This window comes from Methylobacterium sp. HJ2, assembly GCF_056431005.1.
Genome location: NZ_JBWJYM010000002.1, coordinates 71,153 through 87,176, shown reverse-complemented (window position 1 = coordinate 87,176; position 16,024 = coordinate 71,153). Strand labels below are relative to the sequence as shown.

The window sequence follows — 16,024 nt, the reverse complement described above, 5'->3', positions numbered from 1 at the left end:
GGGGGCAGAAAAGCCGGTGTCGGGAAGCCGGTCTCGGGACGCCGGATCAGAGGGCCAGCATCAGGAGGCCCACCACGGTCACGGCGAGGATCAGGCAGATCGCGAAGTCGATCACCTGGGCACCGCCGCAGGTCTCGCGCGGGGCGGCCCGGGGCGGAGCGGTCCGACGCGGAGCGGGACGGTCGGCGGCGAGCGCGGTCATGGCCGCTCACCCGCCGCGCCGGGCAGAAGCGACGCCGCCCGCACCGGAGCGGTGCCGCTGACGTCGCCGAGGGGTGCCGCCGCCCTGATCGAGGGGAGGGACAGGGCGGCGGCCTGCCGCGTCCCGGGCGCGCCGACGCGGTGGACCGTGTCCGCGGCGGCGATCCCGAGGGCGGGCAGAGCGAGCGCGGCCAGGCACAGGACGAGTCGTCCGAGCCGCACATGATCGAAGGCGGGGAGAGGGCGGCCTGGCATCGCGGGAACGAGGCGCAGCGGCGGCAGGATCGCGGGACGCAGCGACGCCGGCTGGGGGATCGGTCGGGGTTCGGCCATCGCTGTCCGCCTCTCTGCATTGAGTTCGTGGGAAACTTGACCACGCCAGAATTACGTGGGCAAAAATCACACGTCAACGCGAAAAGCGGCGAAGCCTGTGCGTTGGCGCACCCTGTGGGATTGTATCCCACGATCCCGCGGGTATGGTTTGGTCCATGTCGGACGAGACCGCATCCCCCGAGGGCGCGAGCCTGCACGCGCCGGTGGCCCGCCTGCTGCGGCCGCTGGTGCGCCTGTTCGTGGCCCGCGGCATCACCTTCCCGGCGCTGACGAACCTGCTGCGCGAGCTCTACGTCAACGTGGCGGAGTACGACTTCGCCCTGCCCGGCAAGGAGCAGACGGACAGCCGCGTCTCGCTGCTCACCGGCATCCACCGCAAGGAGGTGCGCCGCCTGCGCGGGGCCGGCGCGCCGGTGAGCGCGGTGCCGGCCGTGGTCTCGCGCACCAGCCGGATCATCGCCCGCTGGCTCGCCGATCCGCGCTTCACAGACGGGCAGGGACGGCCGCTGCCGCTCCCGCGCGCGGCGCCCGGCGAGGCGCCGTCGTTCGAGGCCCTCGTCTCGGGCGTCACCCGCGACCTGCGCCCCCGCGCGGTGCTCGACGAGTGGCTCGACCGCGGCCTGGCGAGCCTCGATGCCGGGGACCGGATCGTGCTGGCCGAGGCGGCCTACGTGCCCAAGGGCGGCGGCGAGCCGCAGCTCTACTATTTCGGCCGCAACCTGCACGACCACATCGCCGCGAGCGTCGCCAACATCATGGGCGAGGCGCCCCGCTTCCTCGAGCGCGCGGTGCATTACGACGGCCTCTCCGAGGACCTCGCCCGGCGGCTCGAGGCACGGGCGCGCGAGATCGCCATGGAGGCGCTGCAGCAGGCCAACCGCGAGGCCCACGCCGCCTGCGAGACCGATGTGGGGGGCGAGCACCGCTGGAATTTCGGCCTCTACGTCTATGCCGAGGCGGTCGCGCCCGCCCCGCAGACGTCCGCCGGCCGGTGAGGGGCGGGCGCGTGGGGCGCGATCCCGCCCCGAGCCGACGCCGCGTCCTGCACCTGCTGGCCGGGCTCGGCGGGCTCTGCCTGCCCGGCCGGGCCCCGGCGCAGGGCGTGCCGCCCGAGCCGCCGATCCGCGACCAGGGCATCGGCGGCACCGGCGCGCGCCCGACCGAGGCGCCGGGCGAGGGTGACCGCGGCATCGGCGGCACCGGCGTGATCGGGACGATCCGGCGCTTCGGCTCCATCGTGGTGAACGGTCTGCGCATCGCCTATCCGGAGGACGTCGCGGTCCATATCGACGGCGCGCCGGCCCGGGCCTCGGATCTGCGCATCGGCCACGTCGTCCGCGTCGTCGCGCGGCCGGAGGGCGAAGGTCTCGCCACGCGCCGCATCGACGTGCTGAGCGAGGTGGTCGGCCCGATCGAATCCGTCGCCGGGGGCCGCCTCACGGTGCTCGGCCAGCGCGTCGCCGTCGCGGATCCGGGCGGATCCTGGCGCGTCGGACAGCGCGTGGCGGTGAGCGGCCTGCGCCGCCCGGACGGCGTGGTGGTGGCGAGCCTGATCGAGCCGCGCGGGCCCGGGCCCGACCGCGTCGCCGGCCCGGTGCGGCGCGGGCCCGACGGCACCCCGATGATCGGCGGCCTCAGGCTCGCGGGCGCCGAGGCGCTGCCGGCGGGCCGGCGCGCCCTCGTCGACGGGCAGATGCGCGAAGGCGCGCTCCAGGTTCGGGACGCGGCCGAGGCGGGCCTGCCGCCGGGCATCCGCAAGGCCTCGATCGAGGCCTATATCGGCCGCCGCAAGGGCGGGCTGGCGCTGGGCTCCGGCCTCGACGTGGCGGGAGCGCCGGAGGGCGGCGTGCCCCGGCGCGGCAGCGTGCGCGCGGTGCTGAGCACGGAGGTATCGGGCGACGGCCGCCTCACCGTCGAGCGCCTGCGTGTCGAGGACCGGATCGCGCCGCCGGCCGAGGGCCGGCCGCAGCGCTTCGAGGGGCCGGCCTTCGAGCGCGACCACCTCGATCTGCGCGGCCTGCCGGGCCAGGAGCGCGGCCGGGGCTTCGGTCCCGGCGAGACCGCGCGCCCCGGCGGCTTCGAGGGGCCGCGTGGCCTGGGCATCGACACCCGGCCGGGCGGCGGGCTCGGACCGAACGGGGCGGGCGGATTCGGCGGTCCGGGTGGACTGGGCAATCCGGGCGGATTGGGCAATCCGGGCGAATTCCGGGGGCCGGGCGGTCTGGGCGTCCCGGGCGGCCTGGGAGCGCCCGGAGGTCTGGGCGGCCCGGGCGGTCTCGGGGCTCCGGGCGGTCTCGGCGGCCCCGGCCTGGGCGGGCCCGGAGGCTTCGGGGGCCGGCGTTGAGGCCGTGCGTCAGGTCAGCATGAAGGTGAGGAGCGAGCGCAGCTGCGCCGGCTTGATCGGCTTGCGCACCAGCTCCGCCCCGAGCAGCCCGGCCTGGTCCTCGATCTCGGGCGCGTAATCGGCCGTGGTCAGGATGATCGGCAGCGGGGCCGGACAGGTGCTGCGCAGATAGGCGGCGACGTCGAGGCCGCAGGCGCCGTCGTCGAGATGGTAGTCGAGGATCAGCACGTCGGGCTCGGGCGCCCCGGCCTCGATCGCCGCCCGCACCCCCGCGAGGTCGCGGAAGGCCGAGACCTCGGCCTCCCAGTTCCGCAGCAGCCGCGTCAGGGCATCGGCAGTGGAGGCGTCGTTCTCCACGATCAGCACCCGGGCGCCGGACAGCCGGGTCGCCACCGGGACCGGCCGCGGCTCCGCCTGCGCGGGCGCGGCGCTCGCGGGCAGCGTCAGCGAGACCCGGGTGCCGTGGCGGAGGCGCGAGATCAGGGCCAGCGGATGGTCGAGGGCCGCGGCCATGCGCCGGACGATCGAGAGGCCGAGGCCGAGGCCCGGCTCGCCGGTATCGGCCGGGCGATCCCGGTCCCCGCCGCGGGGCTCGGAGGCGCCGGCGCGGACCTCCCGCGAGCCGCCGCGGTAGAACTCGTCGAAGACGAGGTCGCGCTCGTCCGGCCCGATGCCGCAGCCGGTATCGATCACGTCGATGCGGATATGCGCGCCCCGGGGCCGCGCGACGATCAGCACGCCGCCGGAGGCGGTGTAGCGCACGGCGTTCGAGACGAGGTTTTGCAGGATGCGCCGCAGCAGCACCGGATCGCTCGTCACCGTCAGCTCCGGGCAGCGCACCGCGAGGCGCAGGCCCTTGCGCTCGGCGAAGGGCTTGAAGCTCGCGGCGAGCCCCGCGAGCAGGTCCGGCAGGTCGAGCGCCCGCAGGTCCGGCCGCACGATCCCGGCATCGAGCTTCGAGATGTCGAGAAGCGTCTTGATCAGGTCCTCGATCGTCTGCAGGCCGCGCTCCACCTGCCCCGCGATCAGGTGCGCGTCCGGGCCGAGCGGCAGGTCGGCGAGCGCCGAGAGCGAGAGCCGGGCGGCGTTGAGCGGCTGCAGCAGGTCGTGGCTCGCCGCGGTGAGGAAGCGGGTCTTGGAGCGGTTGGCGGTCTCGGCCTCCTCCTTGGCCGCCACCAGGGCGGCGTTGGAATGCTCGAGCCGGTGCATCAGCGCGGTCAGTTCCTCGGTGCGGCTGCGGACGCGGCCCTCGAGGGTGATGGCGGTCTGGAACAGGGCGTAGGCGCCGCCGTGCTGGTCCGTGCTGCGCTCCACATGCGCCATCAGCGCGGCGTTGATGCGCTCCAGCTTCGCCACCCGGCGACGCAGGGCCGCCTCGGTCTCGCCCTCACCCGCCGGCTCGCGCCCGCCCTTCAGGTCCAGCACCGCCGCGCTCACGACGGGCGCCGGCCGATGGCGATGCCCGTGAAGGTCTGGTTCAGGTGCATCGCCCGGTACTGCTCGCCGAAGGTCTCGAAGCCCACCACGTTGAAGCGCCGGTAGAGGTCGGCGACGCCCTGGCGCACCTGCCGGCTCTCGGCGTCGAGCCGGCGCAGCACGCACTCGAAGCCGATGATCAGGTCGATGCCGCCGAGCGCCGCGTCGAGGCGCAGGAGTTCGTCCCGGGTGGTCGCCACGATGTCGCGCGGCTCGGCCAGGGTCAGCACGACGCCCTCGTCGATGGCGCAGAAGAAGCTCAGGCTGCCGTCCGGGTTCAGGCGCCGGATCGAGCGGCAGAAATACTCGCCGCCGACCTTCACGGCGAGCGGGTAGGCGGCAAAGCTCATCGGTGTGAGCCCTTCCGGATCGAGACCCACCGCCATCGCGTATTCGCGGGCGGCGGGCTCGGCGTTCAGCTCGTGCACGATGCGCCGCTCGCCGTCCGAGGCGGTGACCACGAACTTCGTCGCCGTCGGCTCGAAATTGTCGCTCTTGAAGATCTGCACGGGACAGTCGGTCTCGACGAGCAGCACGGCGGCGGCACGCCGGTGGATGCCGCCGCCATGCAGCACCACCGCGTCCCGGAAGGTGAGATCGTCGCCCGCCGAGCCGCCGACGAGAGGGATGCCGTCGAGCGCCCAGGCAATGGCCGAGACCACCGTCTCCTCGGCATTGGCGAGGCCGTCGATCAGCGAGAGCGCGAAGCAGCGCCCGGCCGAGGCGGATTCGGGATCCCCGTCCTGGGGGCCGAGGCTGCGGCGCAGAGCCCGGACCGCCGAGGCGGTGCGCTCGACGTCGAGATGGTCGATCGCGTCGAGGAGCGTCGAGACGATGCGGAAGCCCTCGCGCGGGAACGCGATCGCCACGAGCCCGCGCTCCAGGCCGCCCTCCGGCGATATGCTGCCGGAACTGGTGCAGCCGGCGATCGGCGTGCCGGGAAAGCGCGCCTCCAGGGCGCGCAACAGGCTCTCGGGGTCGTAGGCGGGCGCGAAGAACACCACGAGCTGGGCCGCGCCCGGGCCGACCGCCTCCGCGATCTCGGCGGCGGCCGTCTCGGCGGATTCCGCCTCGGTCCAGGCCGTCCTGATGCCGCACAGGTGGACGCGCATCCGCGGTCCCTGTCCCATGTGCCCTCGCCCCACCTCTGGCCCTGAACGCGTCGCGTCCTCGAATATCCGGTCCGGCGGGCCTGTTCTTGTGCAGCACGTCGTTGCCGAGCATGAATTATGTCGCCTAGGGCCGGACGGCGCAACCGCGGCGCCGGTCGCGCCCCGTTCGCCCGTGGACATCCCGGCCCGCGGGTCCGCCCGCAGGTCGGAGCCCGGCTCCGACCACGGGTCCCGCGTCTCCGCCGAATGGCCGAGAGCGGCAGCATTGTCCGGCTGGCGCGCATCTGGGAGAATGCGCGCCACCGTGCAGGGGGAACGAGCCGGACGGCCGAGCGCGGCGGGAGCGCGCGGATGGACAGCCCATGGACATTCTGATCGTCGACGACCATCCGCTGTTCCGGGACGCCCTGAGCAGCGCGATCCGGATCGCCTACCCGGACGCGGTCCTGCACGAGGCCGACAGCATCGCCGACGCCTGCGCCGTGCTCGGCCGCAACAGCGGGATCGACCTCACCCTGCTCGATCTCTCGATGCAGGGCGTGGCGGGCTTCGACGGGCTGATCACGGTGCGCGCCCGCTTCCCGCGGGTGCCGATCCTGATCGTCTCGGGCCACGAGGATCCGCGCATCATGCGGGAGGCGCTTCAGCACGGGGCGGCCGGCTTCGTGCCGAAGGCCGTCGACCGGGCGACGCTGACGCAGGCGATCTCCGACGTGCTCTCGGGGGCCCTGGTGATCCCGCCGGGCCTCGCCGACGGGCCGGCACCCGCCTCTCCCCGCTCGCGCAAGACGCCCCTGGCCGAGCGCATGGCCCGGCTGACGCCGCAGCAGCTGCGCGTGCTGATGATGATCCGCCAGGGCAAGCTGAACAAGCAGATCGCGCACGAGCTGCAGGTCGGCGATTCCACCGTGAAGGCGCACGTCTCCGAGATCCTGCGCAAGCTCGAGGTGATCAGCCGGACCCAGATCGTGATCGACACCGCGCCCCTCGATTTCGACGCGCTCCACGGGGTCGCGGTGGGCTGAGCCCACCTCCGCGGCACGGGCGCGCGGGGCGCGTCCGGTACCCCGCCGCCACAGGGTTGCCCACACTGTTAACCTTTCGTTAAGACCCCGATTGCCCTGCCGCCTCGGCCGTGAGAGCTTCCGTTAACGAGAGCTTAACGGGTTGGATCGAAGGCCATGCGGTTCGCGGTTTCGAAGCGTCGGAATGCTGCGGCGGCCCTGACGAAGCGCCTGGGCGGCCTCGCCGCCGGCGCGGCGTTCGGTGCGGCCCTTCTCGCCGGCGCCGGCCTCCCGGCCCAGGCTCAGACCCTGGCCTCGCTGCCCGCCCCCAGCATCGCCACCCCGGCCGGCCCGGCGAAGCCACTGGCGGCGTGGGTGACGTTCTGCCAGTCCTACGCGGCGGAATGCGCCACGGACCGGTCCGAGCCGGCGCGCATCAGCCTGACGCCGGCGCTGTGGTCGAGCATCGTGGCCATCAACAAGCGCGTGAACAAGAGCGTGCAGGCCATGACCGACCAGGAGCACCTGGGCGTGCCCGACCGCTGGGACTTGGCCGAGGACGGCATCGGCGATTGCGAGGACTTCCAGCTGCTCAAGCGCCACCTCCTGGCCGCCGCCGGGCTGCCGCGGCGGGCCATGCGCATGACGGTGGTGATCGACGAGAAGGGCGAGGGCCACGCCGTGCTCACCCTGATCACCGACCGCGGCGACCTCGTGCTCGACAACAAGACCAACCAGATCCTGCCCTGGCACCGCACCGGCTACATCTTCGTCAAGCGCGAGAGCCAGGACGCCGTCGCCTGGGTCAGCCTCGGCGGCGTCTCGTCGCCCGTCACCACCGCGAACCGGTGATCCGTCTTCCGCTGGCCGGAAGCCGGGACCTGATCGTGTGCCCCGCGCGGGGCTCGCGCGAAGCCCGGATCCGTATGACGCCCGCTCACCGCGGGACAGGTGCGGCATCGCAGGGTTAGCGAGATCTTAACCGCGTCGGTCGCAGGCTGCCGCCAACGCTCGCGGCGGCTTCACCATGATCCGATCCCGGTCTCTCGCTCTCGCCGGATGTCTCGTCGTCGGCCTCGCGCCGTCGGTGCTGGCTGGCGAGGCCGGCGACCGACAGACGGCGTGGCACGGCTGCCTCAACCGGAACTTCGAGGCTGGAGCGCTGCTGACGAGCCCTGCGCTCGCCGCGGACGCCGCCCTGCGCACCTGCCGCGACGCGGAATCCGCCTATCTCGACGCCCTCGCGCGCTCACCCCTGCTCGATGCGGCGGAGGCGGCGCAGGTGCGCCCGGCGCTGGTGGCGCGCGCGCGCGGCTGGCTGCTCGGGCGCCGCGCCGCGCTCTGATTTCCCGATCCCGCGCGCGGGCTTATCCCGGCCGCGACGGGTCAGGCGGGTTCGCGCGGGCGGTCCACGCGCGGCCCAGGCCAATCCTGCCGCCGCTCAGGCCGCCTCGACGCTCTTGCGGCTGCCGCGCTTGGCCGGTGCCGCGCTCTTGCGCCCGCCGCGCTTCGACGGTGCGGCCTCTGGCTCGGCGGCGGCCTCCGGCTCGGCGGCCGGCTCAGGCGTCGCGGCACGGCCGGGCTGCCCGAGGCCGAGGCTCTTGGCCAGCGCCGAACGTTGGGCCGAGTAGTTCGCCGAGGTGGTCGGGTAATCCGCCGGCAGGCCGTAGCGCTCGCGGTAGCTGTGCGGGTCGAGGCCGTGCTTGGTCAGGTGACGCTTGAGCGTCTTGTAGGCCTTGCCGTCGATAAAGGAGATCAGTCCATCCGGGCGGATCGACTTGCGAATCTGGGCCGGCGTCGGCTTCTCGACCGTCTCGACGGCCGCATGGGCTGGTCCGGAGGCAATCGTATTCAGCGCTTCATGAACGCTGGCGATGAGGGCCGGCAATTCCGCGGTCGGAATCGAATTGTTGGAGACATAGGCCGCGACGACATCGACGGTGCGCTCGATGTAGCTCGGCTGCGACGGTGCTTCGGTGTCCGACATACTTGCGATCCTCGTCCTTCATCCTAGACCGGCGGCCCCCTCGGATCGAGGTATGATATTTATCAAAGAAAGCAAGCATCAAATGGCAATTCCTTGTGACTAGATCGGCATATGCCTGATCCTCGCCAGCCGAGCTTGGATCCGGATGCATGTCTAGCTGCCCGCAGGGGCAATGCAGCGAGCACAGACGTGCGGATGCGGGCGGCGTTCGACCTTGCGCTCCTGTCTTCGCTGCGGACGGCTTAAGCCTTTGCAATCGCTCGGCCTTGCCGATGCCCCGCGGCGACCTTCGATCTGCCCGAAACCGCACCGGTTCTGGAAGCGACTGCTTCTCACGCGCGGCTGTGCCCGCGAATACCGGTGTGGATGTATCAGATGTTAGCCGCCCGGCACGGGCGGGCGCCGATCTCGGCCGCGGGGACGATCGCACGGCGGCTTGGCAGACCGGGATTTATCAGACCGGGGCTTGGCAGACCGCGGTCTGGCAGATTGGGACCTGACGGAGTGGGGCTGTCAGACCGGGGCCAGGGCGGCGCGGGGATCGTGCCGGGCGAGGCGCCCGAGCAGGTACTCGACCTCGGCCGTCGCCGCCGCGCTCATCGCGCCGCCCGGGCGGCGCTGGGCGTCCGACGCGATCAGGCCGCGCCGGGCCATGACATACTTGCGCACCGCCAGCCCGACGCCCGGCTGCTGCTCGTAGCGCAGCAGCGGCAGGTGGGCGTCGAACAGATCGTGGGCGGCGTCCCGGTCGCCGGTACCCGACAGGCGCACCACGTCCACCAGCATGTCGGGGAAGGCGTAGCCGGTCATCGCGCCGTCGGCCCCGCGCTCGCACTCGAAGTCGAGGAACAGGCCGCCGTTGCCGCACAGGATCGAGATCGGGCGCATAGACCCGTCCCTCTGGAAGCCGCGCAGCGCCGAGATCTTCTCCAGGCCCGGCCAGTCCTCGTGCTTGAGCATCACGCAGGCTGGGTTGTCCTGGACGATGCGGCGGATGACGCCCGGCGTCATCACCACGCTGAAGGTCAGCGGATAATCCTGGATCACGAAGGGCACGTCCGCGCCGATCGCGGCGGCGGCCTGGGCATAGTAGCCGACGATCTGGTCGTCGGTGCGCAGGATGTTGGGCGGCGCGATCATCACGCCCGCCGCCCCCGCCTCCATCGCGCTGCGGGCGAGCGCGGCCATTGCGGCGAAGCCCGGCGCCGAGACGCCGACGATCACCGGCAGGCCGTCCGCCCGCCGGATGTAGCGCGTGGCGACCGCGATGGCCTCCGCCTGGTCGAGCTTGCCCGCCTCGCCCATCACGCCGAGCACCGTCAGCCCGGTCGCGCCGCAGCCCGCGTAGAAGTCCGTCAGGCGGTCGATCGAGTCGAGGTCGAGCCGCCCGTCCGGGTGGAATGGGGTCGGGGCGATCGGGTAGACGCCGCGCGCGGTCGCATCGAGGGGCATTCCGGGCATTCCCTGGCTTCGCCGCGGCTCCCTGCCGGCCGGGCTTTACGGCCGGCAAGGTCTACGCCGCGGGCCCCCGCGTCGCCAAGCGGACGATCGTCAGGCGGGCGCCCTCACTCCGCGGCCGCCTCGTAGCTCTCCGGTGGCGGGCAGGAGCACATCAGGTTCCGGTCGCCGTAGGCGTTGTCGACGCGGTTCACCGGCGGCCAGTACTTATCCATCCGGAAGCTGCCGGCCGGGAAGCAGGCGGCCTCGCGGGAATAGGGCCGCTCCCACGGCCCGATCAGGTCCTGCACCGTGTGCGGCGCGTGCTTGAGCGGGTTGTCCGCGCGGTCGGAGCGGCCGTCCTCGATCGCCCGGATCTCCTCGCGGATCGCCAGCATGGCGTCGCAGAAGCGGTCGATCTCGCCCTTGGTCTCGGATTCGGTCGGCTCGATCATCAGGGTCCCGGCCACGGGCCAGCTCATGGTCGGCGGGTGGAAGCCGCAATCGATCAGCCGCTTGGCGATGTCCTCGACGCCGACGCCCGCGCTCTTCTGGAAGGGCCGCACATCGACGATGCACTCGTGCGCCACCCGGCCCCGCTCGCCCGCGTAGAGGATCGGGTAGGCGCCCGCGAGCCGCGCCGCGATGTAGTTGGCGTTGAGGATCGCCACCCGTGTCGCCTGGGTCAGGCCGCGCCCGCCCATCATCAGGCAGTAGCTCCACGAGATCGGCAGGATCGAGGCCGAGCCGAAGGGCGCGGCCGAGACCGCCCCGGCCTCGCCCGTGCGCGGATCGGAGGGCAGGAACGGGACGAGGTGCGCCTTGACGCCGATCGGCCCCATGCCGGGACCCCCGCCGCCATGCGGAATGCAGAAGGTCTTGTGCAGGTTGAGGTGGCTCACGTCCGCCCCGATGTCGCCGGGCCGCGCCAGCCCGACCAGCGCGTTCAGGTTGGCGCCGTCGAGATAGACTTGGCCGCCGTGGAAATGCGTGATCGAGCAGATCTCGCGCACCCGCGCCTCGAACACCCCGTGGGTCGACGGGTAGGTGATCATGCAGGCCGCGAGGTTGGGCCCGTGCAACTCGGCCTTGCGGCGGAAGTCCGCCACGTCGACGTTGCCGTTCGAATCCGCCCCGACCACCACGACGCTCATCCCGCACATCTGCGCCGAGGCCGGGTTGGTGCCGTGAGCCGAGGAGGGGATCAGGCAGATCGTGCGATGCCCGTCGCCGCGCGACAGGTGATAGGCCCGGATCGCGAGCAGGCCCGCATATTCCCCCTGCGCGCCCGAGTTCGGCTGCATCGAGATCGCCGCGTAGCCGGTGATGGCGCAGAGCTTGTCCGAGAGGTCGTCGATCAGCGCGCGGTAGCCCGCGGCCTGGTCCTCGGGCACGAAGGGGTGGATCTCCGAGAATTCCGGCCAGGAGATCGGCAGCATCTCGGCGGTGGCGTTGAGCTTCATCGTGCAGGACCCGAGCGGGATCATCGCCCGGTCGAGGGCGAGGTCGCGGTCGGCGAGGCGGCGCATGTAGCGCGTCATCTCGCTCTCGGCCCGGTTCATGTGGAAGATCGGGTGGGTGAGGAAGGCCGAGGTCCGGCACAGGGCCTCGGGCAGCCGCGCCGCGGGCGCGGTCTCCAGGGAGGCCGCGTCGAAGGCCGCGCCGGTGCCCCCGAAGGCGCGCCAGACCGCCTGCAGGATGTCGGGCCGGGTGCGCTCGTCCAGGGTGATGCCGATGCGGTCCCCGCCGACCTTGCGCAGGTTCACGCCGTTCGCGACGGCGTTCGCCAGGATCACGCCCTGGAACGGGCCGACCGCGACCGTGATGGTGTCGAAGAAATGCGCGGGCTCGACCGTGAAGCCGAGCGCCGTGAGGCCGTCGGCGAGCCGCACCGCGTCGCGATGCACCCGCTGTGCGATGGCCTTCAGCCCGGCCGGCCCGTGGAACACGGCGTACATCGAGGCGACGACGGCGAGCAGCACTTGGCTGGTGCAGATGTTCGAGGTCGCCTTCTCGCGCCGGATATGCTGCTCGCGGGTCTGGAGCGCCAAGCGGTAGGCGCGGTTGCCGCGGGCGTCCACCGAGACGCCGACGATGCGGCCGGGCAGCGCGCGCTTGTGGGCGTCGCGCGTCGCCATGTAGGCGGCGTGCGGGCCGCCGTAGCCCATCGGCACGCCGTAGCGCTGCATCGAGCCGACCGCGATGTCGGCTCCCATCTCGCCGGGCGGCTTGAGCAGCGTCAGCGCCAGCGGATCGGCGGCCATCACCGCGACGGCGCCGGCCGCGTGGAGCGCGGCGATCTGGGGGCCGACGTCGTGGATCGCGCCGTTCACGCCCGGATACTGGAAGAGCGCCCCGAACACCGCCCCCGGATCGAGGTCGGTCTCGGGATCCCCGACGATCACCTGCCAGCCGAGCGGCGCGGCGCGGGTGCGCAGGACCGCGATGGTCTGGGGCAGGCAGTCCCGGTCGACGAAGAACGCGTCCTGCGTCGAGGCCGCGACGCGGCGCGCCATGCCCATCGCCTCGGCCGCCGCGGTGGCCTCGTCGAGCAGCGAGGCGTTGGCGACGTCGAGCCCGGTGAGATCGCAGACCAGCGTCTGGAAATTCAGCAGCGCCTCGAGCCGGCCCTGGCTGATCTCCGGCTGGTAGGGCGAGTAGGCGGTGTACCAGGCCGGGTTCTCGAAGATGTTGCGCTGGATCGCGGGCGGCATGGTGGTGCCGTGGTAGCCCTGGCCGATCAGCGACACGAGGAGCCGGTTGCGGTCGGCTGTCTCGCGCATGCGCTCGATGGCGCGCCGCTCGGTGAGGGGCCGCCCGAAGGCGAGGCCCTCGGCCTGCCGGATGTCGGCGGGCAGGGTCTCGTCCATCAGCGCGTCGAGGCTCGGCGCGCCCACCGCGTCGAGCATCTGCCCGATCTCGGCCGCGGTCGGGCCGATATGGCGGCGATTGGCGAAGTCATAGGGATCGTAGGCGGTCATCTCGGGCTCCCCGCGGCTCACTTCGGCAGGGCGGCGTAGGCCGCCTCGTCCAGCAGGGCGTCCATGTCGCCCGGGTCCTTCAGGCGCAGCCGGTAGAGCCACCCCGCCCCCTGCGGATCGCTGCCGACGGTCTCGGGCGCCGCCACCACGGCCTCGTTGACCGCGGTGACCTCGCCGTCGAGCGGTGCGTAGACGTCGGAGGCGGCCTTGACCGACTCGACGACCGCCGCCGACGCGCCCTTGGTCAGGGCCGCGCCGACCTTCGGCAGCTCGACGAAGACGAGGTCCCCGAGCTGCTCGGCGGCGTGGGCGGTGATGCCGACCGTGGCGATCCCGTCCTCAAGCTTCAGCCACTCGTGCTCGTGCGTGAATCTCAGCATGGGTCTCTGCTCCGAAGAATCAGCGGCGCTTGAAGCCGGCGGGGAGGAAGGGGAGGGGGGAAACGGCGAGCGCGAGGCGCTGGCCGCGCAGCTCCGCGAAGACGCGCGTGCCGGGCACGCCGAGGTCGGCGGGCAGGTAGCCCATGGCCACAGGCGCCCCGACGCTCGGGCCGAAGCCCCCGGAGGTGACGCGGCCGACCGCCTCGCCGCCCTCGGCCTCGGCGAAGAGCGGGGCGCCGCCGCGCACGGGGGCGCGGCCCTCGGCCCTGAGGCCGACGCGCCGCCGCGCCGGGCCGTCCGCCAGGGCCGCCAGCACGATCTCGGCCCCCGGGAAGCCGCCGGCGCGGGCGCCGCCGCTTCGGCGAACCGGCGCGATCGCCCAGGCGAGGCCGGCCTCGACCGGGTTCGTACCCGCGTCGATGTCGCTGCCGTGCAGGCACAGGCCGGCTTCGAGCCGCAGGGAGTCGCGGGCGCCGAGGCCCACCGGGCGCACGGCCGGATCGGTGAGCAGCGCCTCGGCGATCGGCTCGGCGCAATCCTCCGGGGTCGAGATCTCGAACCCGTCCTCGCCGGTATAGCCCGAGCGGGTGACGAGGCAGGACGCGCCCAGGATCGTCACCGCCTGGGCATCCATGAAGCGCATCGCCGCGACCTCGGGCGCGAGCCGCGCCAGGGCCGCCTCGGCGCCCGGGCCCTGGAGCGCCAGCAGGGCGCGGGGCAGGATCTCGATCGTCACCCCGGGAGGCAGGTTCTCCCGCAGATGCGCGGCGTCCGCCGCCTTGTTCGCCGCGTTGACGACGAGGACGAGGCGGCCGCCGAGATTGGCCACCATCAGGTCGTCGAGGATGCCGCCGGCGGCGTCCGTGAGCAGACCGTAGCGCTGGCGCCCGGGCTTGAGCCCGAGGATGTCGGCGGGGATCAGGGCCTCGAGGGCGCGGGCGGCCTCGGCGGGCGTGTCGGCCCTGAGCGCGATCTGGCCCATATGCGAGACGTCGAACAGGCCGGCCGCGGCGCGGGTGTGCAGGTGCTCGGCCAGCAGCCCGGCCGGGTACTGGACCGGCATGGCGTAGCCTGCGAACGGCACCATCCGGGCGCCGAGGCGCCGGTGCAGGTCGTGGAGCGGGGTGGTTGCGAGGGATTCGGGGGCAGCAGTGGGGGCGTGCGCCGGCATTCTGGATTCTCCACGACAGCGTGCGTCCGGAAGGCTCCTCACGAGCGTTTCCGGCTGCCCCCATCTGTCGCGGTTACCTGAGAGCTTCCCTCGCGCCGGGGCGGGAGGTTTCTCCTTCGGTGGACGCCGTCAGGCGCCTCTCTCCAGATTGTCCAACGATACGGTGATTGTGCCTGAGAGTTTCCGGGGGTGGTTGCTCCGTCGGCGCCATGCTCGCGGCGGATCTGCCGTGGCTGGGCTCTCCCGTATCGCCTTGATTGGACGAGCCTAGGAGAGCATGCCGCACGCTGCAGTGCAACCGGCGCCGGGTGACAGGCGGCGCCGGGCGTCAGGACATGCAGAAGACCGCCAGCGACTCGGGACGGGGCCCTCAGGGCGTGCGGTAGGCCGAGCCGTCCGCGGCGCGGGCGGGCCGCTCGAGGTAGCGGCCCTGCTCCGGCACGGCGATCCGGTCGAAGTCGCGGGCCAGGGTCTCGAGGCCGACGCGCAGGTCCGGCCCCGCGAAGGCGCGGCCGTGGCCGGTGATCGCGCGCTCGGGCCGGAGCGCGGCGAGCGCCCGGACCGAGTCCCGGGAGGCCGGCCAGTCGATGGTGAGGTATTTCGGCGGCCCGTGGATCTCGGGCGTCTGCATGATCGATTCGTAGGCCGATTCGCTCGCGGTGGTGATGAAGGCGTCGCCCGCGATCAGGGTGCGGTCGCCCTCGCGCCAGAACGAGACGTGGCCGGGCGAGTGACCGGGCGTGTGGATCCAGCGCCAATCCGGCAGCTCCGGGATGCTGCCGTCGGCCGGAAGATCCCGGAGCTGGGCCGAGACGTCGACGGGCTTCGTCGGGAAGAGCGGCGAGGCCAGGGCCATGGCGCCGCCGCCGACGCTGGCATCCCCCGGCGGGTAGGCCGCGCTGCCGTCGAGATACGGCCGCTCCAGGGGATGGGCGTAGATCGGCACGGCCCAGTCGCGGGCGAGATCCTCCAGCACGCCGACATGGTCGAAATGGCCGTGGGTCATCAGGATGGCGGCCGGGCGCGATCCCTTGCCGAAGCGGCGCTCGACAGCCTTCTCGATCCGGCCGCGGCTGCCGGGAAAGCCCGCATCCACCAGCACCCAGCCGGGCTCCTCGGGGCGGCCGATATAGGCGACGTTGACGATGACCTGACGCTGATAGGCTAGATCGGGCAGCACCTCGTGGGTGGCGTCGTCGCGCTCGGAATCCGCCCGCGGGTCGTCGGCGCGTGCCTGGGGATCGATCGGGACCTGCTGCACCATCGCTGCCACTCCTCATGCCGCTCGCGGCTCGGTCCCGCCTCCGCCGGGAGGCGGCGGTCGCGCGGAGGCCCCGCTCCACTCGGCCGACGGCTCGCGGTCCGGCCCTGCAAGCGGGCAACCGGCCCGCGGCGCGGTTGTTTCTCGCCGCCCGCCATCGGCCGCGCCGATTGCGCCCGGGATGCGCATGCGGGGCTTGCGCGCGGGACCGGCACTAGGCCCACGGGGCAGCGCGCCGAAGGGCCTCCGGCCCGGCCCGCGCCATCCATCACGGCACCGCGAGATCACTGGGCGCGTGCGCTGCCGAAACGCCGCTGCCCATCGGCTAAGCCGTTTG

Annotated in this window: 15 protein-coding genes and 1 riboswitch; of the genes, 5 read left to right on the top strand and 10 right to left on the bottom strand. The window is 72.9% G+C overall.

The features are described 5' to 3' along the window. Window positions 1-46 precede the first annotated feature (46 nt). Both ACS5RC_RS05025 and ACS5RC_RS05020 read right to left on the bottom strand, forming a co-directional pair. Entirely contained in the window at window positions 47-202 is a 156-nt protein-coding gene (locus tag ACS5RC_RS05025; protein WP_478342738.1) for a hypothetical protein, read from the bottom strand. Then, on the bottom strand, window positions 199-534 hold the full coding sequence (locus tag ACS5RC_RS05020) for a hypothetical protein (protein ID WP_478342737.1): 336 nt from the start codon (window positions 532-534) through the stop codon (window positions 199-201). Before ACS5RC_RS05020 ends, ACS5RC_RS05025 begins: the two co-directional genes overlap by 4 nt. A gap of 155 nt (window positions 535-689) precedes the next feature. On the opposite strand from ACS5RC_RS05020, the gene ACS5RC_RS05015 reads away from it, so the two are divergent. After that, entirely contained in the window at window positions 690-1,529 is an 840-nt protein-coding gene (locus ACS5RC_RS05015; protein WP_478342736.1) for a DUF6502 family protein, read from the top strand. An 11-nt stretch (window positions 1,530-1,540) separates the two neighbouring features. Further along, window positions 1,541-2,878 (top strand): DUF5666 domain-containing protein, encoded by a 1,338-nt coding sequence (locus ACS5RC_RS05010; RefSeq protein ID WP_478342735.1) that lies wholly within the window; start codon window positions 1,541-1,543, stop codon window positions 2,876-2,878. 9 nt (window positions 2,879-2,887) lie between these two features. Here ACS5RC_RS05010 and ACS5RC_RS05005 read toward each other — a convergent pair whose 3' ends face one another. Beyond that, on the bottom strand, window positions 2,888-4,201 hold the full coding sequence (locus ACS5RC_RS05005) for a hybrid sensor histidine kinase/response regulator (protein WP_478343413.1): 1,314 nt from the start codon (window positions 4,199-4,201) through the stop codon (window positions 2,888-2,890). A gap of 110 nt (window positions 4,202-4,311) precedes the next feature. After that, window positions 4,312-5,484 carry an FIST signal transduction protein gene (locus ACS5RC_RS05000; protein WP_478342734.1) on the bottom strand — a complete coding sequence of 391 codons (1,173 nt, stop codon included), beginning with the start codon at window positions 5,482-5,484 and terminating at the stop codon, window positions 4,312-4,314. 344 nt (window positions 5,485-5,828) lie between these two features. On the opposite strand from ACS5RC_RS05000, the gene ACS5RC_RS04995 reads away from it, so the two are divergent. The 3 genes from ACS5RC_RS04995 to ACS5RC_RS04985 all read left to right on the top strand — a co-directional run bounded on the left by ACS5RC_RS04995 (window position 5,829) and on the right by ACS5RC_RS04985 (window position 7,815). Continuing rightward, window positions 5,829-6,491 (top strand): response regulator, encoded by a 663-nt coding sequence (locus ACS5RC_RS04995; RefSeq protein ID WP_478342733.1) that lies wholly within the window; start codon window positions 5,829-5,831, stop codon window positions 6,489-6,491. A gap of 156 nt (window positions 6,492-6,647) precedes the next feature. Then, window positions 6,648-7,322 (top strand): transglutaminase-like cysteine peptidase, encoded by a 675-nt coding sequence (locus ACS5RC_RS04990; RefSeq protein WP_478342732.1) that lies wholly within the window; start codon window positions 6,648-6,650, stop codon window positions 7,320-7,322. A gap of 175 nt (window positions 7,323-7,497) precedes the next feature. Beyond that, window positions 7,498-7,815 carry a hypothetical protein gene (locus ACS5RC_RS04985; protein ID WP_478342731.1) on the top strand — a complete coding sequence of 106 codons (318 nt, stop codon included), beginning with the start codon at window positions 7,498-7,500 and terminating at the stop codon, window positions 7,813-7,815. Between the two features lie 96 nt (window positions 7,816-7,911). Here ACS5RC_RS04985 and ACS5RC_RS04980 read toward each other — a convergent pair whose 3' ends face one another. From ACS5RC_RS04980 to ACS5RC_RS04955, 6 genes are all read right to left on the bottom strand, one after another. Then, window positions 7,912-8,457, bottom strand: a complete 546-nt coding sequence (locus tag ACS5RC_RS04980) for a Ros/MucR family transcriptional regulator (RefSeq protein WP_478342730.1) — start codon at window positions 8,455-8,457, stop codon at window positions 7,912-7,914. 513 nt (window positions 8,458-8,970) lie between these two features. After that, window positions 8,971-9,909, bottom strand: coding sequence for a dihydrodipicolinate synthase family protein (locus ACS5RC_RS04975; protein WP_478342729.1), 939 nt, complete (start codon window positions 9,907-9,909; stop codon window positions 8,971-8,973). A gap of 113 nt (window positions 9,910-10,022) precedes the next feature. Continuing rightward, a complete protein-coding gene (gene gcvP / locus ACS5RC_RS04970; protein WP_478342728.1) occupies window positions 10,023-12,875 on the bottom strand; it encodes an aminomethyl-transferring glycine dehydrogenase in 2,853 nt (950 codons plus the stop codon). Between the two features lie 17 nt (window positions 12,876-12,892). Then, complete coding sequence (gene gcvH, locus ACS5RC_RS04965; protein WP_478342727.1) at window positions 12,893-13,255, bottom strand: glycine cleavage system protein GcvH; 363 nt, start codon at window positions 13,253-13,255, stop codon at window positions 12,893-12,895. 19 nt (window positions 13,256-13,274) lie between these two features. After that, the gene (gene gcvT, locus ACS5RC_RS04960) at window positions 13,275-14,426 is read right to left on the bottom strand and encodes a glycine cleavage system aminomethyltransferase GcvT (protein ID WP_478342726.1); all 1,152 of its coding nucleotides are present in this window, start codon (window positions 14,424-14,426) and stop codon (window positions 13,275-13,277) included. A gap of 54 nt (window positions 14,427-14,480) precedes the next feature. After that, a riboswitch (glycine riboswitch) is annotated at window positions 14,481-14,583 on the bottom strand. A 213-nt stretch (window positions 14,584-14,796) separates the two neighbouring features. Next, the gene (locus ACS5RC_RS04955) at window positions 14,797-15,690 is read right to left on the bottom strand and encodes an MBL fold metallo-hydrolase (protein WP_478342725.1); all 894 of its coding nucleotides are present in this window, start codon (window positions 15,688-15,690) and stop codon (window positions 14,797-14,799) included. Between the last annotated feature and the right edge of the window lie 334 nt (window positions 15,691-16,024).